Origin of the sequence: Synechococcus sp. RSCCF101 (assembly GCF_008807075.1) — a bacterium.
GTDB lineage: Bacteria > Cyanobacteriota > Cyanobacteriia > PCC-6307 > Cyanobiaceae > RSCCF101.
Window position 1 is genome coordinate 1,305,556 of the sequence record NZ_CP035632.1, and the last position, 21,890, is coordinate 1,327,445.

The 21,890-nt window shown below is 68.9% G+C and carries 26 protein-coding genes and 1 pseudogene; 15 read left to right on the top strand and 12 right to left on the bottom strand.

What is annotated here, in order from left to right; translation table 11 throughout:
• Positions 1 to 7 precede the first annotated feature (7 nt).
• Genes speB through EVJ50_RS06330 form a run of 7 tightly spaced genes read left to right on the top strand, consistent with a single transcriptional unit; the run spans position 8 to position 6,153 of the window.
• A complete protein-coding gene (gene speB / locus EVJ50_RS06300) occupies positions 8 to 1,198 on the top strand; it encodes an agmatinase (RefSeq protein ID WP_150883011.1) in 1,191 nt (396 codons plus the stop codon).
• 3 nt (positions 1,199 to 1,201) lie between these two features.
• Positions 1,202 to 1,609: a hydrogenase maturation nickel metallochaperone HypA gene (locus tag EVJ50_RS06305; RefSeq protein WP_150883012.1), complete on the top strand. Its 408-nt coding sequence runs from the start codon at positions 1,202 to 1,204 to the stop codon at positions 1,607 to 1,609.
• A gap of 32 nt (positions 1,610 to 1,641) precedes the next feature.
• Positions 1,642 to 2,358, top strand: coding sequence for a hydrogenase nickel incorporation protein HypB (gene hypB / locus EVJ50_RS06310; protein ID WP_150883013.1), 717 nt, complete (start codon positions 1,642 to 1,644; stop codon positions 2,356 to 2,358).
• Between the two features lie 58 nt (positions 2,359 to 2,416).
• Positions 2,417 to 3,421: an ABC transporter substrate-binding protein gene (locus EVJ50_RS06315; protein WP_150883014.1), complete on the top strand. Its 1,005-nt coding sequence runs from the start codon at positions 2,417 to 2,419 to the stop codon at positions 3,419 to 3,421.
• Between the two features lie 34 nt (positions 3,422 to 3,455).
• On the top strand, positions 3,456 to 4,271 hold the full coding sequence (locus EVJ50_RS06320; protein ID WP_150883015.1) for an ABC transporter permease: 816 nt from the start codon (positions 3,456 to 3,458) through the stop codon (positions 4,269 to 4,271).
• Positions 4,272 to 4,277: 6 nt separating this feature from the next.
• A complete protein-coding gene (locus EVJ50_RS06325; protein WP_150883016.1) occupies positions 4,278 to 5,045 on the top strand; it encodes an ABC transporter ATP-binding protein in 768 nt (255 codons plus the stop codon).
• The gene (locus EVJ50_RS06330; protein ID WP_150883017.1) at positions 5,029 to 6,153 is read left to right on the top strand and encodes an aromatic ring-hydroxylating dioxygenase subunit alpha; all 1,125 of its coding nucleotides are present in this window, start codon (positions 5,029 to 5,031) and stop codon (positions 6,151 to 6,153) included. The genes EVJ50_RS06325 and EVJ50_RS06330 overlap by 17 nt, the downstream gene beginning before the upstream one ends.
• On the opposite strand, the gene EVJ50_RS06335 is transcribed toward EVJ50_RS06330, so the two are convergent.
• Entirely contained in the window at positions 6,090 to 6,320 is a 231-nt protein-coding gene (locus EVJ50_RS06335; protein WP_191964889.1) for a hypothetical protein, read from the bottom strand. The two genes, EVJ50_RS06330 and EVJ50_RS06335, sit on opposite strands and share 64 nt — an antisense overlap.
• Before the next feature lie 98 nt (positions 6,321 to 6,418).
• Positions 6,419 to 6,940, bottom strand: coding sequence for a tellurite resistance TerB family protein (locus EVJ50_RS06340; protein ID WP_370455616.1), 522 nt, complete (start codon positions 6,938 to 6,940; stop codon positions 6,419 to 6,421).
• Positions 6,941 to 7,049: 109 nt separating this feature from the next.
• Here EVJ50_RS06340 and EVJ50_RS06345 point away from each other — a divergent pair, with 109 nt between their 5' ends.
• Positions 7,050 to 7,388, top strand: coding sequence for a P-II family nitrogen regulator (locus tag EVJ50_RS06345; protein WP_150883019.1), 339 nt, complete (start codon positions 7,050 to 7,052; stop codon positions 7,386 to 7,388).
• Between the two features lie 60 nt (positions 7,389 to 7,448).
• On the opposite strand, the gene EVJ50_RS06350 is transcribed toward EVJ50_RS06345, so the two are convergent.
• Together EVJ50_RS06350 and EVJ50_RS06355 are read right to left on the bottom strand one after the other, a co-directional pair.
• Complete coding sequence (locus tag EVJ50_RS06350) at positions 7,449 to 8,186, bottom strand: hypothetical protein (protein WP_150883020.1); 738 nt, start codon at positions 8,184 to 8,186, stop codon at positions 7,449 to 7,451.
• Positions 8,158 to 9,222, bottom strand: a complete 1,065-nt coding sequence (locus tag EVJ50_RS06355; protein ID WP_370455617.1) for a transglycosylase SLT domain-containing protein — start codon at positions 9,220 to 9,222, stop codon at positions 8,158 to 8,160. The genes EVJ50_RS06350 and EVJ50_RS06355 overlap by 29 nt, the downstream gene beginning before the upstream one ends.
• A gap of 52 nt (positions 9,223 to 9,274) precedes the next feature.
• On the opposite strand from EVJ50_RS06355, the gene EVJ50_RS06360 reads away from it, so the two are divergent.
• The 4 genes from EVJ50_RS06360 (at position 9,275) to EVJ50_RS06370 (ending at position 11,459) form a co-directional block, all read left to right on the top strand.
• Positions 9,275 to 9,529: a hypothetical protein gene (locus tag EVJ50_RS06360; protein ID WP_150883022.1), complete on the top strand. Its 255-nt coding sequence runs from the start codon at positions 9,275 to 9,277 to the stop codon at positions 9,527 to 9,529.
• Between the two features lie 138 nt (positions 9,530 to 9,667).
• Positions 9,668 to 10,429: an MBL fold metallo-hydrolase gene (locus EVJ50_RS14560; RefSeq protein ID WP_191964890.1), complete on the top strand. Its 762-nt coding sequence runs from the start codon at positions 9,668 to 9,670 to the stop codon at positions 10,427 to 10,429.
• Between the two features lie 45 nt (positions 10,430 to 10,474).
• The gene (locus EVJ50_RS14565; protein WP_191964891.1) at positions 10,475 to 11,062 is read left to right on the top strand and encodes a rhodanese-like domain-containing protein; all 588 of its coding nucleotides are present in this window, start codon (positions 10,475 to 10,477) and stop codon (positions 11,060 to 11,062) included.
• Between the two features lie 22 nt (positions 11,063 to 11,084).
• Positions 11,085 to 11,459, top strand: coding sequence for a hypothetical protein (locus tag EVJ50_RS06370; RefSeq protein WP_150883023.1), 375 nt, complete (start codon positions 11,085 to 11,087; stop codon positions 11,457 to 11,459).
• Positions 11,460 to 11,546: 87 nt separating this feature from the next.
• Here EVJ50_RS06370 and EVJ50_RS06375 read toward each other — a convergent pair whose 3' ends face one another.
• Complete coding sequence (locus EVJ50_RS06375; RefSeq protein WP_150883024.1) at positions 11,547 to 13,058, bottom strand: hypothetical protein; 1,512 nt, start codon at positions 13,056 to 13,058, stop codon at positions 11,547 to 11,549.
• Between the two features lie 99 nt (positions 13,059 to 13,157).
• On the opposite strand from EVJ50_RS06375, the gene EVJ50_RS06380 reads away from it, so the two are divergent.
• Positions 13,158 to 13,589 (top strand): cytochrome c oxidase assembly factor Coa1 family protein, encoded by a 432-nt coding sequence (locus tag EVJ50_RS06380; RefSeq protein ID WP_191964892.1) that lies wholly within the window; start codon positions 13,158 to 13,160, stop codon positions 13,587 to 13,589.
• A gap of 19 nt (positions 13,590 to 13,608) precedes the next feature.
• On the opposite strand, the gene EVJ50_RS06385 is transcribed toward EVJ50_RS06380, so the two are convergent.
• The gene (locus EVJ50_RS06385) at positions 13,609 to 15,186 is read right to left on the bottom strand and encodes a mechanosensitive ion channel (protein ID WP_150883026.1); all 1,578 of its coding nucleotides are present in this window, start codon (positions 15,184 to 15,186) and stop codon (positions 13,609 to 13,611) included.
• Between the two features lie 107 nt (positions 15,187 to 15,293).
• Entirely contained in the window at positions 15,294 to 16,403 is a 1,110-nt protein-coding gene (locus EVJ50_RS06390) for a DUF389 domain-containing protein (protein WP_150883027.1), read from the bottom strand.
• A 130-nt stretch (positions 16,404 to 16,533) separates the two neighbouring features.
• On the opposite strand from EVJ50_RS06390, the gene EVJ50_RS06395 reads away from it, so the two are divergent.
• Positions 16,534 to 17,160, top strand: coding sequence for an EF-1 guanine nucleotide exchange domain-containing protein (locus tag EVJ50_RS06395; protein WP_150883028.1), 627 nt, complete (start codon positions 16,534 to 16,536; stop codon positions 17,158 to 17,160).
• Between the two features lie 6 nt (positions 17,161 to 17,166).
• Here EVJ50_RS06395 and sodX read toward each other — a convergent pair whose 3' ends face one another.
• The 4 genes and pseudogenes from sodX to EVJ50_RS06415 form a co-directional block, all read right to left on the bottom strand.
• On the bottom strand, positions 17,167 to 17,577 hold the full coding sequence (sodX, locus tag EVJ50_RS06400) for a nickel-type superoxide dismutase maturation protease (RefSeq protein ID WP_150883029.1): 411 nt from the start codon (positions 17,575 to 17,577) through the stop codon (positions 17,167 to 17,169).
• A 16-nt stretch (positions 17,578 to 17,593) separates the two neighbouring features.
• A complete protein-coding gene (gene sodN, locus EVJ50_RS06405) occupies positions 17,594 to 18,067 on the bottom strand; it encodes a superoxide dismutase, Ni (RefSeq protein ID WP_150883030.1) in 474 nt (157 codons plus the stop codon).
• 63 nt (positions 18,068 to 18,130) lie between these two features.
• Positions 18,131 to 18,735 (bottom strand): annotated as a pseudogene (locus EVJ50_RS06410) (FKBP-type peptidyl-prolyl cis-trans isomerase).
• Between the two features lie 54 nt (positions 18,736 to 18,789).
• On the bottom strand, positions 18,790 to 19,158 hold the full coding sequence (locus tag EVJ50_RS06415) for a phasin family protein (RefSeq protein ID WP_150883032.1): 369 nt from the start codon (positions 19,156 to 19,158) through the stop codon (positions 18,790 to 18,792).
• Positions 19,159 to 19,228: 70 nt separating this feature from the next.
• On the opposite strand from EVJ50_RS06415, the gene EVJ50_RS06420 reads away from it, so the two are divergent.
• Positions 19,229 to 20,746, top strand: a complete 1,518-nt coding sequence (locus EVJ50_RS06420; RefSeq protein ID WP_150883033.1) for an apolipoprotein N-acyltransferase — start codon at positions 19,229 to 19,231, stop codon at positions 20,744 to 20,746.
• Here EVJ50_RS06420 and mnmA read toward each other — a convergent pair.
• Positions 20,638 to 21,885, bottom strand: a complete 1,248-nt coding sequence (mnmA, locus tag EVJ50_RS06425) for a tRNA 2-thiouridine(34) synthase MnmA (protein ID WP_225323121.1) — start codon at positions 21,883 to 21,885, stop codon at positions 20,638 to 20,640. The two genes, EVJ50_RS06420 and mnmA, sit on opposite strands and share 109 nt — an antisense overlap.
• Positions 21,886 to 21,890 lie beyond the last annotated feature (5 nt).

Genomic DNA, 21,890 nt, shown 5'->3' on the forward strand with positions numbered 1-21,890 from the left:
GCCGCCCATGACCTCGTCCCAAGCGTCCGGCGCTGCCTTCGAGCGACGCGACCCCAGCCAGGGCATGGAGGCCCTGGAGAAGGAAGCCCGGCTCCCGCTCACCGGCTGGCAGCAGGAGGTGGACCGTGGCAAGGCCCTCGGCCTCGAGGCCGCCGCCAGCATCGTCGATCGACGCCTCTCCACCTTTTCCCGCGGCGAGCTGCCCCACTACGCGGGCATCAACACCTTCATGAAGGCGCCCTATCTGGAGGATGTGAACCAGGTGGGGAACTACGACGTGGCCATCCTGGGGGTTCCCCACGACAGCGGCACCACCTACCGCCCCGGCACACGCTTCGGGCCCCAGGGCATCCGCCGCATCTCAGCTCTCTACACCCCCTACAACTACGAAATGGGGGTGGACCTGCGCGAGCAGATCAGCCTCTGCGATGTGGGCGACATCTTCACCATTCCCGCCAACAACGAGAAGTCCTTCGACCAGATCTCCAAGGGGGTCGCCCACGTCTTCGCCAGCGGCGCCTTCCCGATCATTCTCGGTGGCGATCACTCGATCGGCTTTCCCACGGTGCGGGGGGTCTGCCGCCATCTGGGCGATCGCAAGGTGGGCATCATCCATTTCGACCGGCACGTCGACACCCAGGAGACGGATCTGGATGAACGGATGCACACCTGTCCCTGGTTCCACGCCACCAACATGGCGAATGCACCGGCGCGGAATCTGGTGCAGCTGGGCATCGGCGGCTGGCAGGTGCCCCGCGAGGGGGTGAAGGTGTGCCGGGAACGGGGCACCAACGTGCTCACGGTGACCGACATCTGCGACATGGGCCTCGAGGCGGCGGCGGAGTTCGCGATCGAGCGGGCCACCGACGGCACCGACTGCGTCTACATCTCCTTCGACATCGACTGCATCGATGCCGGCTTCGTGCCGGGGACCGGCTGGCCGGAGCCCGGCGGCCTGCTGCCCCGAGAGGCCCTGAAACTGCTGGAGCTGATCGTGCGTCGGGTCCCCGTCTGCGGGTTGGAAGTGGTGGAGGTCTCCCCTCCCTACGACATCAGCGACATGACCTCGCTGATGGCGACCCGTGTGATCTGCGACACCATGGCCCACCTCGTGGTGAGCGGTCAGCTGCCCCGCCGCGAGCGTCCGGGCTGGCTGCATGACACCTGCAACATGGCCGTCGATCAGGCCTGGAGGTGAGTCATGCATGAAGTGGACATGACCCGCTGCCTGTTGCTGGCCCTGGAGGAGTGGCGCCAGCAGCACCACACCGACCGGCCCCGGGTGGAGACGGTTCACCTCGACGTGGGTCGCTTCACCTGCGTCGAACCCGACGCCCTCCTGGGCACCTACGCCGCCGCCGTCGCCGGCAGCTGGCTGGATGGCTCCCGTCTGACCATCCACACCATTCCCCTGGTGGGCCGCTGCTCCTGCTGCCGGGCCACCTATTCCCCCAGCGCCGAAGAGGCCTACCGCTCTCCCTGCTGCGACCGGCCGCTCGAGGAGATCGTCTCCGGCCGGGAACTGCGCATCCGGGATGTGGAGTACACGCTTCCCTCCGGCGAATCGATCGCCGCCCCCCTCGCCGCAGCGGCGGCCCATCGCACCTGAAACCCTCACCCCATCGGGACCCGCCAAGCACCATGCACATGCCCCTTCAGGACACGCTCGGCATCAATCTGCTGGCGGCCAACAGCCGGCAGGCCGAGCACAACCGCAGTCATTTCGATGCCTGGGGCACCCTCTGTCTCAATGTGATGAGCAGCCCCGGAGCCGGCAAGACGTCCCTGCTGGAGCGAAGCCTGCCGGTGCTGGCCCGCAGCCTGCGAATGGCGGTGCTCGAGGGCGACATGACCACCCGGCTCGATGCGGAACGGCTCGAGGCCACCGGGATCCCCGTGGTGCCGATCACCACGGGTCGGGCCTGCCATCTGGATGCCGCCATGGTCTCCGGTGGGCTCAAGCTGCTGCGCCAGCGCCTGAACCCGGAGGAACTGGACCTGCTCTGGGTGGAGAACGTGGGCAATCTCGTCTGCCCGGCGGAATTCGAGGTGGGTGAACACCTCAAGGTGGCCCTGCTGAGCGTGACCGAGGGCGAGGACAAGCCGCTCAAGTACCCGGTGATGTTCCGGGAGGCCGACTGCGTGCTGATCACCAAGGTGGATCTGCTGCCCCACCTTCCCCTGGATGTGGCCGCACTCGAGCGCAACATCCACAGCGTCAACCCCGAAGCCACGGTGCTGCAGCTCTCGGCCATCAACGGCCGGGGCTTCGATCTCTGGCATGCCTGGATCGAGCGCCAGCGCAGCCTCCAGGCCGGCTCAGAGCAGCCCGCAGCCCTCGCGGCTGGTCCGCGCTGACCGCCGGCGCCGCCCGGCGTCCGTTCCGTTCCGACTTCCCACCCATTTCCCGATTCCCATGCTGCGACAACTCCGCACCCTTGCTCTCGCCGCCCTGGCCCTTGTTCTCGCCGTGGCCTGCGCCCGCGGCGGACCCGGCGGTGGCGGCTCCGCGACCGGTGAACCGATCGTGCTGGGCTACAGCAACTGGGCCGGCTGGTGGCCCTGGGCGATCGCGGTGGAGGAGAAGCTGTTCGAGAAGAACGGCGTGAATGTGGAGATGCAGTGGTTCGACGGCTACGTGCAGTCGATGGAGACGTTCGCCGCCGGCAAGATCGACGGCAACAGCCAGACCCTCAACGACACCATCTCCTTTCTGCCCGGTGCCAACGGTGGAGCAGTGGTGGTGCTCGTGAACGACAACTCGGCCGGCAACGACCAGATCATCGCCGATGAGTCGATCCGCTCGATCAAGGAGCTCAAGGGCAAGACCGTGGCCGTCGAGGAGGGCGTTGTCGACGACTTCCTGCTCAGCCTGGCGCTGGAGGACAACGGCATGACCCGGGACGATGTGATCATCAAGGGCCTGCCCACCGATCAGGCGGCCACGGCCTTCGCCGCCGGTCAGGTGGATGCGGTGGGCGCCTTCCCGCCCTTCACCGGCACCGCGATGAAGCGTGAGGGAGCCCACGTGATCGCCAGCTCCAAGGAGTACCCCGGCGCCATCCCCGACCTGATGGCCGTCAGCGCGGATCTGATCGATCAGCGGCCCGACGATGTGCAGAAGATCGTGCAGACCTGGTGGGATGTGCGCGACTTCATGGCGGCCGAGCCCGAGCGCTCCGATGAAATCATGGCCCGCCGGGCCGGCATCACGCCCGAGGAATACGACCAGTACCGCGACGGCACCCGCTTCTTCACGATCGAGGACAACATCGAGGCCTTCTCACCCGGCGAAGGCATGCAGCACATGCCCTACGCAGCCGAGAAGATGGCGGACTTCATGGTCAAGGTGGGCTTCATCCCCGAGAAGCCGGACATGAGCAACCTGTTCAATCCCAGCTTCATCAAGGCCCTCAGCTGAGGCCGACTCCCACCGCCCTCAGCCTCCACCACCCATGACCCCGACTGCGTTCACCGGTGACGCCCAGCCCCCGGGCTGGCTCCGCTTCGGCCAGGTGCCCGGTCGCCAGACCCGCACGGCACTCCAGACCAGCTCCCTGCTGGTCCCGCTGCTGATCTGGCTGACGGTGAGCGCCTTCGGCTGGGTGGACAGCGCCTTCCTGCCCTCACCCGGCGCGGTGTATCGCTCGCTCGTGGAGATGATCCGCAGCGGCATCGTGTTCCAGGACATCACCGCCAGCACCGGCCGGGTGATGGCGGGTTTCGCCCTCGCCACGCTGGCGGCGATTCCGATCGGGATCCTGATGGGCTCCTATCCGGGCATCCGCGCCCTGCTGGAGCCGCTGATCGCGATGCTGCGCTACATGCCGGCGGCCGCGTTCATTCCGCTGCTCATCATCTATCTCGGCATCGGCGAAGAGCCTAAGATCGCGCTGATCTTCATCGGCACGGTCTTCTTCAACGTGCTGATGGTGATGGATGCGGTGAAATTCGTGCCTGAGGAGCTGGTGGAGACCACCCTCACCCTGGGCGGCAACACGCGCCAGCTGCTGCTGCAGGTGATCAGCCGCTACAGCATGCCCAGCATCATCGACACCCTCCGCATCAACATCGCCACCTCCTGGAACCTGGTGGTGATCGCGGAGCTAGTGGCCGCTGAAACCGGCCTGGGCAAGCGCATCCAGCTGGCCCAGCGCTTCTTCCTCACCGATCAGATCTTCGCTGTGCTGTTGGTGCTCGGCCTGATCGGCTTCGCCATCGACATGGCCTTCCGTCTGCTGCTGCGCGTCAGCTGCCGCTGGGCCACCTGACCCCCCATGGAACTCCAGGTCCGCAACGTCAACAAGCAGTTCGGCGAGGGTGCCCGCCGCAAGCTCGTGCTCAGCGACATCAGCTTCACGATGCGCTCGGGCGACTTCACCGCCCTGGTCGGCAGTTCGGGCTCCGGCAAGAGCACCCTGCTGCGCCTGGTGGCCGGGCTGGATCACCCCAGCAGCGGCTCGATCACCGTGGACGGCGAACCGGTGCGCGGACCGGGCCCCGACCGGGGCATGGTGTTCCAGAAGTACAGCCTCTATCCCTGGCTGACCGCCGCGGACAACGTGGCCTTCGGGATGCGTCTGAGGCGGATGCCCGAGCGGGAGGTGCGGGAGCGCACGGCCTATTTCCTCGAGGTGGTGGGCCTTCAGGACGCCGCCCGCAGGCTGCCGAAGGAACTCTCCGGCGGCATGCAGCAGCGGGTGGCGATCGCCCGGGCCCTGGCCACCGACCCCCGCGTGCTGCTGCTGGATGAACCCTTCGGGGCCCTGGACCTTCAGATCCGGGAGTCCATGCAGGACTTCATGGTGCAGCTCTGGCAGCGCACCGGCCTCACGGTGCTGCTGATCACCCACGACGTGGAGGAGGCGCTGATCATGGCCCAGCGGGTCCATGTGCTCGCCCCCAATCCCGGCCGCATCATCCACACGGTGGACGTGACGCTGGAGAAAAGCGATCTCGAAGGGCTGCGGGTGGATCCCGATTTCCTGCACGTGCGCCAGGAGCTCGTGCACCAGCTGCGCAGCCTGGATGGACGCCTCAGCTGAGGGCTTCCTGCCGGCCCGGCTTTACAGGGACCCGGCCCTGCTCGAATGGGAGCGGGCTGCCTACCTGCCCTCCTTCTGGCACCCGGTGGCCTGCGCCGGGGATCTCCCGCCGGGCCACAGCCAGGCCCTGCAGTGGCTGGATCAGCCGATCCTGCTGAGCCGCAGCCCGGACGGGCTGCTGTCGGCCTTCGCCAATGCCTGCCCGCACCGCGGAGTGGCCCTGCTGGCGGACGGGCCGGCCCGGGCCTGCAGGAAATGGGTCTGTCCGTATCACGGATGGACCTTCACCACCGACGGCCGGCTGCGGGCCGCCGCTCGGGAGGGGGAGTTCCATGAGCCCTTCGAGCGCAGCCGCTGGAACCTCATCCCTCTGCCCTTCCGGGAGCTGGCCGGGCTGATCTGGATCCGGCTTCGGCCTGCACCGGAGGGTGGCTCCTCCGTTGGAGAAGAACCGGATGGCCCGTCTGCCATCGATCTGGAGGCGCAGCTGGATCTGGTGCTGGAGGAGGCCGGCGGGCTGCTGGAGACTCCGCGGTCCGGCTTCCGCTGCCTGAACCGGCCGCTGCGCAGCGACTGGAAGCTGGCGCACGACAACACGCTCGATGATTACCACGTGGCCATTGCCCACCCCCGCACCCTGCATCCTCTGCAGGGACCGGTCAGCGGCTACCGGCACGGCTTCGGACGGCAATCGAACCTGCTGGCCACACCCTGGACGGGACCATCAGACCAGGCGACGCTCGCCGGTGAGTTTCTGACCTTCGGTGTGCCCCCCTGTCACCACCTGCTCTTCTGGCCGGACGGGCGCCTGGCGGCCATCAGCTTCGTGCCCGACGGGCCTGGCCAGTGCCGGATGGCGCTGCGGCTGCTTGGGCCGGAGGCACTGAGGGACACAGCCGACGCCTGGCTGGCGGAGATGGAGCGATTTCTCGACGAGGACACCGCCCTGGTGGAATCCGCCCAGCGGGGCTTTGAAGCCGGAGTGGAGCCGGGCCCGGCCCACAGACTGGAGGCTCGGATCCTGCACCACCACCGGCTCTACCGTCAGGCCGCGGCCGGGCGGCTGAGCTCCTCGGGCTGCACGCCGAGGTACACCGCCTCGCGGTAGATCTCCAGCTGCGCCTCACGGTCTCCGCGCTCGAGAGCCTGGCCGTAGCGCAGGCGGAGCGAACCGAGCAGAGCGTCACGCCGGGGGGCCGAATGAGCCGCACCATTACCGCGAAGGCCCACGGAGGAGGAGGCAGGCGCAGCGGAGCTGGAATCGTGGAAGGCCATGGCCGGGAACGCCTGAAACTGGCGAATTCTGTAGCGGTTCTAACACCTTTGCCCGGCTTGGGCCGTCGGCGGGTTCCCGACCTGCCCGCCGAATCGACTTAGACGGTCATGGCGCAGTCAACGACGCTGCCATGCAGCACATCCATCACCGAGCTGATCCGCTGGGCATCGCCCGGCTCCATCGAAAGGGTGGTGGCGAGCGTTCCGAGCATGCAGCGCTCCTCCTCCACCAGCGGACCGTCGGAGCGCATGATCTCGGCCGCCACGGCGTACGCGGTGCGCCGCTGCTCCGGGCTGAGCGCCTGGGCGGCCTCCACCATCAGCTCGTGGACGCCGAGCCGCCGCATCCGTTCGAGCAGCTCATCCATCAGAGCCACCATCTCACCGTCCTTCATCGAGGCGAAGGGTTCGCGGTAGTCGAGCTCATGGCGCAGCGCCCTGGAGCCCGCCTGGGAGAGCACACCATCCCAGGAGACGGCGGTAAGAGCGATGGCGGCGAAAGCGGTCAGGGAGTCCAAACCGACGGTGAACACCTCTGGAGCGGTCATGGCCGAAACAGCACCCTGGCCGGGGTAGCGGACGCTACCGATCAGCACTCTCGATGGACAGGAGACGGCCATGACGGGGAAGCGAGGAGACGCATCAGTGTTCTTGTAGCAACGGCGACCGGTTTTGCAGCAGGCTGCCGCAACTTTCGCTTGAATCCGAGAGAACTCTCTGCTTCTCACCATGAAGCTGGTCACGGCTTTCATCCGGCCCACCACGGTGGATCAACTCAAGGACAAACTTGTCGAGAAGGGCATCGTCGGCATGACCGTCTCCGACGTGAAGGGATTCGGCAAGCAGCTCGGTCAGACCGAGGTGTACCGGGGTGCCGAATACAAGGTGGACTTCGTCAAGAAGGCCAAGGTGGAGATGATCGTGGCCGACGAGCTGGTCGAGACCGCCATCGAGACCATCGTGGCCCTGGCCCAGACCGGCAACATCGGCGATGGCAAGATCCTGGTCACCCCGCTCGACACCGTCGTACGCATCCGCACCGGCGAGCGCGACGCAGCCGTCGTCTGAGCTCAGTTCCATCGGATTGCGGGGCTGAGCCCGGCGTCGCCATGGCGCCGGGGATGGCCCTCAGACCGTGGCCTCCTCAACCGCGCCAGGGGTCGCCTCAGGAGATGGCGTCTCGGAGCCGCTCTCGGGGGCAGCCGGTTCCGGGGCCGGGTTGGAGTCGGCCAGTGAGGGGAAGCTGCTGCGGATCTGCTGGTCGATCGCCGCCCCGATGCGGGCGCGGAACGCGGCTGCGCCATCCGTGTCGAGCACGGGGTAGCTCGTGTCCCCGGCCTGAGAGGGGTCGCGCAGCGGCTTCCAGCTGGTGGTCTGCTGCTCCTTCAGAGCGATCAGGGGTGCCGCGAAATCGAAGCTCAGGCTTCGGCCCAGCTCAGCCGCCTCGGCAGCCCAGGCCTCGCGCATCGGCGTGAGCTCGCGGGCCTTGATCGTGTCCGGCAGGCCCAGAACCGGCTGGCAGCTGTCCAGAACCTTCAGCTCCTCCTCCAGAACGATGGTCCAGGCTCCGCACTCGCCCTCAGCCAGGCCCATGGAGGCTTCGGCGGCCTGCATCGCCTCAAGGTTGAAGCGCAGCCAACGGTAATACGACTTCTCCCGGATGCTCTTGCGCGCCGCGGCCTTGCCGGTGGGCAGGGGCGGCAGGGCGGCTTCGGCCTTGCGCAGAAACAGACGGTCCTCCCGCTCCAGGTTCATCGACCCCCAGCGCCGGCGGTACTCCCACAGTTCGGCGTAGCGGGCCACCTCCTCAGACGGCCAGCCCAGCGCGGTCAGCTCGTCAGCGCGACTGATCGGATCCTTCGGCATCAGCGGCGGAAACGGGAAAAGCAGCGTAAAGCTCGGGCGGAGCCCCGGCGGGCTGGCGCTGCAGGAAGGCCTCCACCGTCACCGGGGCGCGGTGGACGGTGCCCACCGGCAGCCAGAGATCGCCCCGGGCGGAGGCGAAGTGCACCTCCCAGTGGTACAGGCCGGTGAAGGCCCGTTCGTCCTCCTCCATCAGCGCGGCGTAGTGCAGGACGGCGCGGCCGTAGCGGTCACTGTTGTTGTATCCCCAGAGCCCTCGGCGGATGTCCTCCAGACCGCCGCGACGCACGAGATAACGGGCCGCGGCCTGAATCGCATCGTGGGGGTCGCGGATGTCGCCGCGGCCGATGCCGGCTTCGGCCCAGGTGGTGGGCAGGAACTGCATCGGCCCCTGCGCGTTGGCCACCGAGACGCCATCGATCCGCCCCATGGCGGTCTCCACCAGATTCACCGCCGCCAGCACCTCCCAGGCGATGCCGGTGGCGGCCTCCGCCTTGCGGTAGTGCGCCAGGAGCTGCTCCGGCGGCTCGGGGGCGCGGATGCGCCAGGCCGGCAGCCGCTCCGGCGGGCGGCTGCGCCTGTGCATGGCCAGAAACTCCCGCCGGGCGGCCAGATGCCGTTCGGCGACCGGGCGCCAGCGATCGGGCAGCAGGGCCAGCACGCGGCGGCTGCGCGGCTCATCCCGCGAGAGCACCCGGTAGATCACCTGCTGCTGATGGCCGAGGCGCGGAAGCTGCTGATCCGGGGTGCCCGGGTCCCTCAGGGCCTCCTCCACCCAGGCCAGCAGGGCTGCGGTGGCAACGGGTTCCGCCGGCACCAGCGGATGGTGGCGGCCATCGGCTGTGCGGGGCAGGCCGGGGGCCGTGGGGAGGAGCAGCGGGTCCGCCTGGGGTGAGTTCTCACGCAGCGGGGGATCGTCTCCGGCCAGGGCCGGCGCGGACGAGGGCTCGCGGCCCGCGCGGGCTAGCACCAGGGCGGAGAGCGCCAGCGCCAGAACCAGCAGCAGGCGCACGGCATGACGGCGGCGGGAGACAGGCACGGAATCGAGGGCCGCGGCGGTTATCTTCGCCGGACTTCCATGCATCGGGCTGATGGCACTGCCTTTCCTCGGTCTGAGCGGTCGACGGGCAGCGCACAGGGCGGCTCCCGGCGGTTCCGCAGCGGGCCGCCTGCTGGAGAGCCGCCGGGATGAGGCGATGCGCGCCGTCAGCCTGACGACCCTGGCTCAGGCCTACCTGGCCAACGAAACCGTGTTCCTGGAGCGTGGCAGCTCCTGGTGCTGGGACCGCGACGGCATCCCCGACTGGCTGGTGCCCCGGTTCGAGGAGCTGGGACTGCTCCCCTGAGCTGGCCGAACGGGGATCACGGCATCACGCGCGCGCCACACCCAGCAGGTCGCCCCGCTTATGCGTGTAAGCTCATAGGCACTTCCTCCTGGGTCGTTGCACGCCTCTTCCCGGCACCCATCTCCACCGGCGGCGGCAGTGAACCTGCGGGACGCCGCCGGTGGTGCCGATCTGCTGTTCCGGCAATTGTTCGATGCCGCCAGTGGCACCTACACCCATCTGCTGGCCGATGTGGACACTGGCGAGGCGGTGCTGATCGATCCGGTGGACGAGCGGCACCAGCGTGATCTCGGCCTGATCGACGAGCTGGGGCTCAGGTTGCTGATCTGCCTCGACACCCACGCCCACGCCGATCACGTGACCGGCAGCTGGCTGATGCACCAGGCCACCGGCTGCGGCATCGGCCTGGCGGCGGCTGCGGGAGCCGCGAACGTGACCCGGAGCCTTCGGCACGGCGATCGTGTGGTCTTCGGTCCCCGCTGGCTGGAGGTGCGGGCCACCCCGGGCCACACGGACGGCTGCCTGACCTTCGTGCTGGACGACCGGAGCATGGCTTTCACCGGCGATGCCCTGCTGATCCGGGGCTGCGGCCGCTGCGACTTCCAGCAGGGAGACCCCCGCCGGCTGTTCGCCTCGATCCACGAGCAGATCTTCTCCCTGCCTCCTCACTGCCGGCTCTACCCCGCCCACGACTACCAGGGCCGAACGGTCACCAGCGTGGCCGAGGAGATCACCCTCAATGCCCGCCTGGGTCATCAGGCGAGTGAGGAGGCCTTCATCGAGGCCATGCAGCAGCTGCAGCTCCCCCCGCCCGGCCGCATCGCGGAAGCCCTGCCGGCCAACCTCCGTTCCGGCCGGCCCCGCCCGGAGCACGGCCCACCGGCCGTTCCGCTCCCCTAAGCCCCGGCCTCAGCCCCTGCCGATCACCGCCACGTCTTGCCGACCATGTCACTCTCCACCTCGAACGCGAACCCCGCCACCTCCTCTGCAGCAGCCGGGCCGGGCGAGCGGAGCATCAGCCCGGCTGAGCTGGCCGAGCGGCACGCCGCCGGCGAGGTGACGATCGTGGATGTGCGGGAACCGGTGGAGTTCATCGCCGGGCATATCGCCGGCAGCCACAACCGACCCCTGGGCCGCCTGACCGACGAGGCGCTGCCGGGCGGGCCGATCGTGCTGGTCTGCCAGAGCGGCCGCCGCAGCCATCAGGGTCTGATGGCCCTGCTCGGCAGGTCCGGGAACGAGCCCGCCACGTTGATGCAGCTGGAGGGGGGGCTGGAGGCCTGGATCCGGGCCGGGCAGCCCCTGCGCCGGCGGAAGGGAGCGCCCCTGCCCCTGATGCGGCAGGTGCAGATCGCGGCCGGGAGCCTGGTGCTGGCCGGTGTTCTGCTCAGTCAGCTGGTGGCACCCGGCTGGGTCTGGCTCTCGGGTTTCGTGGGCGCCGGGCTGATCGCCGCCGGCATCAGCGGGTTCTGCGGCATGGCCCGCCTGCTGGCCGCCATGCCCTGGAACCGGGTCGCCCAGACGCGGGGATGATGGACCGAGGTTCGCCGCTCCGATGGCCCCTCCCCTCCGCCTGCCAGCGCCCATCGGCCTGGCGCTTCTGCTGCTCCCCGCGATCACGGGCCCGGCCCGGGCCCAGTCTCAGGCTCTGGTGCTGCAGTGCCGCTTCCCCGACGCGGAGCCGCCCGAGGAGCTGATCCTGATCCAGGCCGACCCGGAGCGTTCGGTGGCCACGCTGCACCGCCTTCCCGATGGGGAGAGCCGGCCGGCACAGGCGGTCTTCACCGACAACCGCCTGAGCGTGTCGTACCTGGAGGGAGGATCCCTCTCGAAAGCCGCCTCGATCCGGATCGAGCGCCGCAGCGGAGTGGCGCATCGCTCAGGCGAAAGGAGCTCGGGGCGCTGCAGATCGCTCGAGAAACGGCAGTGATTCAGAAGGAGTGATGGCTCGCGACTGGCCCGGTTCGAACCAACTGGCACATCAGGAGCTGCGCTCGCAGGCCGGAGGCAGGAGCGCTCACCAGACATTTTCGATCACATTCATGGCCTGGATGTAGGCGGGGGGATCCGAAACCAGGTCGCTGTCTTCAAGGAAGCTCTCATTCTCAATCGCATTGCGGGCCACATCAGCAATCACCACGTTGGCCACAAGCTCCAGAGCTCCTGGAAGCTCGAGATTCTGGAGGGCTTCCGCATATTTCCTTCCGTGTGACGGGCGCACCGATTCCTGGCAGTAATTGCTGAGCTCGCGGCTTTCCGTCATCACCGAGAACGCCACGTCCTTGGTGGACGGCCTGCCGTAGAACGACATGTAGAGGAGATTGATCATCGAGGCGTCGTGAACCTGGATCTGGTACTTGCGCACGATCTGGGGCCAGTAGCGCAGAGCCTTGAGACCCTCCAGGCCTCCCTTGCTGAGTCCGGCGCTCTCGCACCAGTTCTCCAGCTCCTCGATCCCCTGGGGGCAGCGCTGCAGCTCCCGCATGCGTTCGGCCAGGATCTGACCGGCCTGGAAGTTGCGGGTCGGGCTTCCTGTGACGGGCATCATCATGCTGCCGCGCAGATCAGCCACCATGGCCGTGAGCTGGGCGAAGGTGTGGTCCCGGACCTTCTCCATGTCACCGCCCCGGCTGAGGGCCGCTTCAATGCGCTGGACGCCGTAGCCCAGTTCGGTGAGCGCAATCGGCTGGCGGTTGTAGAGACGCTGCCGGTCGCGGCGCATCATCGACACGCTGGCGGCCTGGTCCATGCACTGATCCAGCAGCAGGGTGAGCAGCGTCGGCAGCACCCCGGGGTTGTCGCGATGGAACGTGTAGCCGAAGCCGGCGAAGATCGACGACATGTTCTTCGCCGCCTTGATGTACTGAGCCTCGACGTTGTGAATTCCCGGTGAAACCTGGATGTTGGGCGAGAGCTTGTCCAGCATCCGGGCACCGAACAGAGCGGTCAGTGCATTGGGATGGCAGAAGTTCGCCGTGAAGCTGTCGACCGGGTTGCGCAGGGCACCGTGACGGTGAAAGCCGGAGAAGAAGCCCAGGTTGGGCTCCTTCTCGCACAGCACGTAGGACTCGTTGTTGATGAAATCGTGACTGAACGAGCCGGCGAGGCAGGCCAGCAGCACCTGCTCACGGTCCATGTCGCGGCGCAGCTCACAGGCGAGACGGAGATCCTCCTCGATGTGATTGCTGTTGGCGCTGAGGATCACCATCTCGCAGGTGGCGATCAGATGCTCCAGCGTGTTGAGCACGCGCACCCCGTCCTCGTCGTGGGTGGCCATCCGCTCCATCGTGGCCACGTGATCGGGGTCCATCCCCTCGATCGCCTGCCCGCCGAACGCCCCCAGCAGCGTGCGCCCGGGCCGGGGTGCCAGCACCAGGCGCGAGCCATCGGTCTGCATGGCGCAGTTGTAGGCCAGCGAGCCGGGGTAGAGGCCGACGCTGTAGAAGCCCACCCGTCCCTGTTCGAGCGCCCGGATGCGGCGTTTGACCGCACCTTGGTCCAGAGAGTGATCGAAGAAGCCGTTCTTCATACCCAACAGATTGAACAGCTGATGATGCGGAAGCTGGTCTCCCTGCCGCGGCAGCTCCCCTCATCGGAGCCCACACTAGACGCCCTGATCCGGCGCCCCATGGGAACCCTGCGCACGGTGCTGGTCCTGGTGGCCGGCCTGATCCTGGCCGGGGTTGCGCTGACCGGCGGAATCCTGCTGCTGGTGGTCCATTTGGTGCAGACCAGCGGACCGTCCAGACAGGCCCTGGAGGCCCTGCGCGAGAACCCTCAGGCCGTGCGGCAGCTGGGAGAGCCGGTCCGCAGGGGCTGGTGGTTCACCGGCCAGGTGCGCCGCAACGGCGACGCCGGCATGGCTCGTCTGACTCTGCCGGTGGAGGGAAGCCGGGCCTCCGGCAGGCTGCGGATCGACGCCCGGCGCGAGAAGGGGAGCTGGTGCTTCCTGCAGCTGGAGCTGCGGGCCGGCGCTGGAGCGGAGCTGGACCTGCTGCCGGCCGAAGCGGCTCCGGCCTGCCGGGAGGGGCTCCCCGGCTCGGGCGGACCGGTCATCTGAACGATCCACCCACGGCCCTTCAGCTCTGCCCGGTCCCCTTCAGCCAGGCCCGCAGCTGCTCGCCGGCCACCTCGCGGCCGCCGAGACCGAAGGCCACCGCCGCAGCCACGGCGATCGAACCCAGGGTGAGCCCGAAGGCGAGGGTGACGATGGTGGTAGCCACACCGATCTGCTGCAGCGCCATCGCGCCGCTGAAGGTCAGGATGGCCACGCGGGCGATCTGGGCCAGCAGCTGGGCCTGATGGGTGCCGGAGCTCCGGATCAGCTGGGCGGCGAGGTTGGCCAGATAGAGGCCCACCGCAAACACCAGCAGACCGGAGAGGATCTGGCCGAACAGCAGCAGAAGGCCGCTGATGATCTCCGTCAGCGCCGGCAGATCCAGCACGTTCGACGCGGCGACCGCGGCGAAGAGCACCACCGCACCGAGGGCCAGCACCCCGATGATCTCCGAGGGGGTCCGGCGGCTGGTGGCGGCAGAACCGTTCTCCGCTGCGGCTGGGGCCGCCGCCGCGGCATCGGCAGCCTCGACGACACCGAGCCACTGCACCACGCGATCGAAGCCGATGCCGCTGAGCAGACGCGTGACCAGCTGGCCGATGAAGCGGCCGATCACCACACCCGCTCCGAGGATCACAGCGGCGGTGAAGATCTGGGGCAGGGCATTGAGGGTGCGCTCCAGCATCGCCACGGCCGGGCCGGCGATGGCGGGCATCTCCAGGGCATCCAGAGCGGCGGTGGCGGCCGGGATCAGGATCAGAACGAACACCACGGTGCCGCTGAGCGCCGAGACCGACTGGCCGGGCTGGGCGGGATCGAGGCCGAACTCCTGGCCCACCTTGTCCACACCGGTGGCGCTGAGCAGGTTGCTCACCAGCAGCCGCACGGTGCGGGCGATGAACCAGCCCACCGCGCCGATCGCCACGGCCTTGGCGATGCGCGGCAGCGCGGCCATGAAGTCGTTGACGAGGTTGAGCAGGGGCTGCAGCTGGCTGCCGAGATTCAGGGCATTGAGCACCAGCGGCAGGAAGAAGAGCAGAACCAGCCAGTAGAGAACGTTGGCCAGGGTCTCGCTCACCACCAGCCCAGGGGTGGCGTCGGCCGCGTCGGACTCGAACAGCTTGTCGTCGAGCTGGAACTGGCGGGTCACCCGCAGCACGACCGTGCGCGCCAGGCTGGCCACGATCCAGCCGGCGGCCGCGAGCACCGCGGCGGCACCGAGCTGGGGCAGGAAGCCGAAGATCTGATTGAGGAACGCGTTGAGCGGTTCCGACGCCGCCGTGAGGTCCAGCCGGTTGAGGGCGGCGACCACGGCCAGGATCAGGATCACCCAGAAGGTGAGGGCCGCCAGGGTGCGGTCGAGCCGGAAGAGGGGTTCCCCCTTGCCGTCGGTCGGCACCACCGCGGAGGTGATCATCTCGTCGACGCGGGTGCGCCGCAGCAGGCTGCGCACCAGGCGCTGGGCCAGCCCGGCCACGATCCAGCCCACCAGCAGGATCAGCAGGGCGGAGATGAGATTGATCGTCTGGGGCAGAAGGGCGGGTTGCACCGGCAGTTCCACAGCGGCAAGCGGTGGAGACCAGGGCGGCAGGTAGGCCATGGCAGAGGTTGGATGCGATCTGGGAGGGTGCACCCCGCTCTGGCGGAGCCACCACTCGATTCACCCTGACCAGCCGCTGAGGGATGACCCGCAGCTGCAATCAAACCTCAAGAATTCCCGGGCTCCGAGAGGCTGTCGCGGAAGTCCTTCACCCGGACCGGCACGATGCGCAGGTGCAGATCCAGATCCCGGATCCCGAAGCGCAGCAGCGAGCGGAACAGCGCTTCATTGGTGCGGGCGAGCACGGCATCGCTGAGCAGTCCCTCGGGGGCATTGAGCACCAGATCGAGGCTGGCGGCGCGACCCGCCACATCGATGTTGATGTAGCGCACCTGCACCTGCCGCCAGGTGGCGGCGTCCTCAGCGGCGATGCGGGAGAGTTCGATGTCGATCCGCTTGGCCAGGATGAACTCCTGCAGGGCGAAGCTGAGCGGCCCGCTGATCACGGCCATCAGCGCCAGCCAGGCCATCAGCGGCTGCCAGGACCGGCGCCAGCTCCCGTAGGACTGGCTGAGGAAGGTGAGCGAACCGGCAACGGTGATGCCGATCAGGTTGGCCAGGAAGAGAAGAAAGGCCCCCTGGGAGACATCGAGATTGAGGCCGCTGACCACGTCCTGACCGAAGCTCGCCCCCACCTCGGGACCGAGCAGCAGGCCGATTCCGGTCACGCACAGGGGTGGCACCAGGGCCACGGCGATGGCCACACCGGCGATGGAATTGGCGATGCGGGCGCGCGTGAGGGAGAAGGCCCCGGCCACGCCGGCGGCAACGGCGATCCCCAGATCAATGAGGTTGGGTGTGGCGCGGGCCAGGATCTCCGAGCCCACGATGGACACCGGCAGCAGCAGGGCGATCAGCATCGCGGTGATCACCACCACCACCACCCCGAGCACCAGGGTCACCAGCGAGCGCTTCACCAGCCGTCCATCGCCGATGACGATGGCGAAGGCCATGCTGAGGATCGGATTCATCAGCGGGGCGACGATCATTGCCCCGATCACCACAGCCGCGCTGTCGGCCAGCAGCCCGAAGCTGGCGAGCATGGCCGAGGTCACCAGCAGCACGAAGAACCCGAAGGACGGCAGCGACGAGGCGATGCGGTCGCGATGCAGGTCCTTCCGATCGATCGGGCGCTCCAGATGCATGGCCCACTGACCGGTGAAGCGGTCGATCCATCGCTGCCAGACGGCCACAGCAGGCACACCATCCCCGCTCATCGTGCGCAGCCGGCGGAGCGGGCCCGACGCCTGCTTCATCATTTCGTATCGGATCGGCACTTTTCCTAACGGGTGTTCCGGCACCATCCGGACGCGGCTAAGCCGGGGCCAGCGAGACACAACCCCGTCCATGGCCCTCACTGCCATCGAATGTCCCAATGGGGTCTGTCACAGCCACCACGGCGGCCACGCCGTGCGCCGGGCCGTCATGCAGCGCAACCTCTCCAGCCATGGACGCCACTGGTGCGAGCGTCTGGCGGAGCGGATCTATGAAATCTCCGTGGAGACCTTCTCCGAGCAGGTCCTGCCGACCCTGAACGCCCCGGGCTGGCAGCGGCGCCACCTCGACTGGGAGTTCAAGCTCAGCCGCGACAGCGCACGGGTGGAGGGGGATGCCACGGCACCGGGAGAGCCGGATCAGACCCTGGTGGACGGCATGATCAATGCCACCGAGAGCTTCCTTCGCAGCCCGGAGGTGCACCACCTCTTCGTGCAGGAGCTGGTGGAGGGCACCTACGCCACCGTGAACGCCGATCCCCTGAGGGCCCGGGCCCTGCGGGAGCTGGTGGACAACGAGCTGCTGGCGATGGTGCAGGAGATCCGCGAGGACCTGCTCGATCGGGTCGCCGGCCGGCTGCTGGAGCGTGCCGATGGCGATTTTGAGCGGGCCCGAACGGCTGTCTCCGGCAGCCTGAACGAGCTTGAGGGCCTGCTGCGGGATCACGCCGAGGCCAACGGCTCCGGCGAGGGCCACTGACCAGCGTCAGCTCCCCGGCGGGCGCCCGGCCCGGAGCGCCCGCCGGGGAAGCACCGCCTCCACCACTCCCTGCAGCGCAGCCGCGGACACCAGCCCGAACTGGCGGCTGTCCCGGCTGGCGCTTGCATTGTCACCGCGCACATCCAGCGCCGCCCCGCATACGGACCGCACCCGTTTCACCAGACGGGTGCCGGGCTCGAGCGGATGCTGCAGCACCACGATTGCGCCCACCAGCGGCTCCAGATCGCGCCGCTCTGAGCTCGGGACCGGTGACCAACGCCTGACGATCACCCGATCGCCGTCGGCAAGGGCCGGCAGCATGGAATCCCCCTCCACACGGCACTGATCGCGCCGCCCGATCAGAACAGAAAGCAGATGCCCGGTTCCGGCGCGGGGAGGGGTGCCGGAGCCGGGCATGGGGTTCAGGAGGGCCTCAGCTGGCGGTGACCCAGGCGTCGGAACGACCCTTGCTGGTCCAGAACATGGTGTGGATGGCCTCCACGGCTTTCATCAGCTCCTCGGCCTTGGCCTGATCGATGCTGACCTTGCAGGCACTGCAGAGTTTGGCGGCCTTCCAGAAGGTGTCGTGCAGGTCGGGGAAGGTGGCGAGGTGCTCGGGCTTGAAGTAGTCGGTCCAGAGGATCAGGAGCTCCTTCTTCGTGAGCTGGGCCTGCTCCTCCTTCACCGCCACGAAACGGGAGAAGGTGTTGTTGTAGGTGGCCCAGGCTGCGGCATCGGCCCCGTCCGGCGGGGTCATGGCCAGGAGCTTCTTGGTCATCGAGAGCACGGCTTCGGCGGCCACGCGGGCCGAGGCCGGGTCATACACGCCGCAGGGGCCATCGCAGTGGGCCTGCACCGGAGCGGCGGGACGACGGCGAAGGATGGCGGAGAGTGCCGAACGCAACATCAGCGGGGGAGAAGCAAATCCTTCTGAAACCCTACCCGCGTGGCCAACACGGCCGGGACGCGTTCAGGGCTGGACCTCAAGCAGTTCCACCTCGAAGATCAGGGTGGCGTTCGGCGGGATGACGCGGCCAGCACCCCGTTCCCCGTAGGCCAGATCCGGGGGAATCACCAGACGGCGCTTGCCTCCGACCTTCATACCGGCCACGCCTTCGTCCCAGCCCTTGATCACGCGACCGGCACCGAGGGGGAAGCGGAAGGGGCCGCGCCCGTAGCTGCTGTCGAACTCACGGCCGTTCTCCAGGGTGCCGCGGTAGTTGACCGAGACGGTGGCGCCGCGAACGGCTTCCGCACCGCTGCCGGTCTCCAGGTCCGTGATCCGCAGGCCACTGGCTGTCATGCGTTCCTTGGCGGCGTCCATCGGTCCACCCAATGCATCGGCTGAGGCCATGATGAACAGGCGGGGGTTGGGATCGTCGGGATCCAGCTCCATCGGAGCGCCCGCCAGGGACACTGCCGGAACCGCGGCCGCGGCGGGCTGCGAAGGGGGGCGGCCACCACAGCCTCAGCGGCCTGATCGGCCTGGACCACCGAAGGCGACACGAGCTGGCTGACCAGGGCCAGGGCGAGGCAGGCCACGCAGACGGCGGTGCTGATCAGGATGTCGCGCATGAAGGCCGGTCGGGCGGAATTCGGTGCCCGGATTCTGCCAGCGGCGCCCGGCCCTCAGTCGGCTGTGCTCTCCGGTCCGGCAGCTGGCGCATCGCGTGGCTCCCGCCGCTGCTCGCGCGCCTGGCGTTCCAGCCGGTCGATCCTCCCCCGCAGCTCGTCCACCTCGCGCTGCCGGGCCAGGCCCAGGTCCTGGAGGAAATGATCGACATTGCGCTCAAGCGACCGACCCGCCTGCTGCTCGAGTTCCGGGTCCTGACCGCGCAGGGCCTTCATCACGTCATCCACCAGGGCGGAGGCCTGGACAGGGTCCAGACGGCCGCTCACGACCCAGGCCTGGGTCACCTCCCGCAGCCGGTCAGCCACCAGGGTGGTGGTGCCCAGCCCGCGCAGGAGAAGTTGCTGAAGGGGATTGGCTTGCTCCATCGGTGGCGATGACCTGCCCCCACATTGACCCCTCCCTAGGGTCGGCGGCGATGACGGAGTGGCTGCATCGATGCCGATCCGGGCTGCCATCGCCGGTCTGCTCGCCGGCCTGGCGCTGCCGCCGCAGGGGTGGCCCTGGCTGCTCTGGCCCTGCCTGGCCGTGCTCTGGCGGCTGTGCGCCGCGGCGCCCCGGCCCGCCCTGGCCGGCGCGCTCTGGGGAGGAACCGCGGTGCTGGTGAGCCACCGCTGGCTCCTGGCCCTGCACCCGCTCGACTGGCTGGGGATTCCCCTGCCCATCAGCCTGCCGCTGGTGGTGATGCTCTGGCTGTTCTGCGCGGCACTGGCCGCGCTGCTGGTGGGGGCCTGGGCCGCCCTGGCGGGGCGCCTCACTCCGATCACGGCGGACCGGGCCCTGCTGCTGGCCTGCCTCTGGGGTCTGGCGGAAGTGGTGCTGGCCCGGCTGCCCCTGTTCTGGCTCGGCCTGGGCTCCGTCGTCCTGCCCGGCGATCCGGCCCTGGCGGGGCTGGCGAGCGGGATCGGGGCGGGGGGTCTGGCCACCGTCCAGCTGATGCTGGGCTGGGGGCTGCATCGCTGCTGGCCGGTGCGGAGCGGCCGGCCAAGACTGGAACCGTGGACAACAGCGGCCCGGCGGGGCCTGAGTCTTGCGGCAGTCGTGCTCGCGCTTCACGGGCTGGGGGCTTGGGCACTGGTGGGCGCGACCCCGCCGCCGGCGCAGACGTTCAGGCCCGAGCCCGATCAGGCCTCCGTGGCCCTGCTGGCCTACCAGCCGGCGGTGCCGACACGGGAGAAGTTCGATCCCGGCCAGATCCGGCGGATGCGGCGCGGCCTGGAAGCGGCCCAGGCCGCGGCCCGGGCGATGGGTCTGGCCGGGGTGGTGGCGCCCGAGGGGATGCTGAGCGCGGGGGCCCTGCGGCCCGAACCCTGGGACGGCGAGCTGCTCAGCGGTGGATTCCGACGCACCGCCACCGGACTGCGGAGCAGCCTGCTGCGTTTTGAGGATGGTCGAGCGCGCCCGGGATCGGCGCTGGACAAACACCGCCTGGTGCTGCTCGGGGAATGGGTCCCCCTGGCCCGCTGGTGGAGCTGGACGGGCCTGTCCGCTGTGGGCGGTGTGGAGCCCGGCGCCCCCTCGCGGCTGATGAGGCGCCCCGGAGCCGATCTCGGCCTGGCCATCTGTTACGAGATCAGCGACGGCGAGAGCCTGGCCGCCGCTGTGCGCCGGGGGGCCGGCTGGCTGCTGGCGATCGCGAATCTCGATCCCTACCCGGTGATGCTGCAGCAGCAGTTCCTCGCCCTGGCGCGGCTGCGGGCGATCGAGACCCGGCGTCCCGTGCTGCTGGCGGCCAACACCGGCCCCACCGCCTCACTTGGGCCGGACGGAGCGATCGAGGCCCTGCTCACCGGCGGCCGTCCCGGCCTGCTGCCGGTGGAGCTGCAGCCCCGGAACGACAGAACGCTCTACGCGCGCTGGGGCTCGTGGCCGCTGCTGGCCCTGCTGGTGGCCTCGGGGCTGAGGGTGGCGTCCCGATCGATCAGTCCGCCTCCCAGCAGCAGATCACCCTCGTAGAACACCGCCGCCTGGCCTGGGGTGAGGGAGAACTGGGGCTCCCGGAAGCGAATCGCCACCCGATGGGGGCGACCGCTGGCCCGATCCAGCTCGAGCGCGGGCACCGGAGTGAGCAGTGCCGGCTGGGGCTCACTGCGGTAACGCACCTGCACCATCAGTTCGCGCGGCCGATCCAGTGGCGGGATCGAGACCCAGTTGACCGCACCGACCGAGCAGGCATCCCTGGCGGCCTGCGAGCGGGGCGCCACCACCACCCGGTTCATCGCCGCGTCCAGGCGGACCACATGCAGCGGCTCATGCCAGGCGATGCCGAGCCCGCGCCGCTGCCCGATGGTGAAGTGGGCGATGCCGTCGTGCTGACCCAGAACCGTGCCGTCGGCCAGGGTGATCTCCCCCTGCCGGGGCGGCAGGTGGGCATCGATGAAGGCACGCATCGAACCGTGCCGTTCCACCAGGCAGAGGTCCTGGCTTTCCGGCTTGGCGGCCGTGCGCAGCTCATGGCGCCGGGCCTCCTCACGGGTCTGCTGTTTGCGCAGATCTCCCAGGGGGCAGACCAGCCGGCCGAGGACCTCCTGGGGCAGGTCGTAGAGGAAATAGCTCTGATCCTTGCCGCGATCGAGGCCGCGCCGCAGCTGATGACGATCGGTGCCGTTCTCGGGATGGAGCCTCGGCCTGACGCGGGCGTAGTGCCCCGTGGCGACGACGGGCAGCTGCCGCTCCTCCAAAGCCCAGTGCAGCATCGGTCCCACCTTCACCTCCCGGTTGCAGCGCGAGCAGGGGAGCGGGGTGAGGCCGGAGCCGTAGCCCTCGATCAGGGTGTCGACGATCTGGGCCTGAAAGCGCTCGCGGGCATCGACGACGTGGTGCGGCATCCCCAGCTGGTCGCAGATGGCGGCCGCATCCACAAGGCCGTCGGAGCAGCAGGCCCCCTTGCCCTGCATCAACCAGAGCGTCACTCCCTCCGCCTGCCAGCCGGCCTCCACCAGGAGCGCCGCCGTGAGGGAGCTGTCCACTCCGCCGGAGAGACCGACCGCCACCCGATGCGAGCCCGGCCAGCGGCGCAGCGCCTCGACCACCTCGGCGGGCGCCGGAGTGGTGGCGAAGGCCGGGGTCGTGCCGGTGGCGGGCGTCAGAGCCATGACAC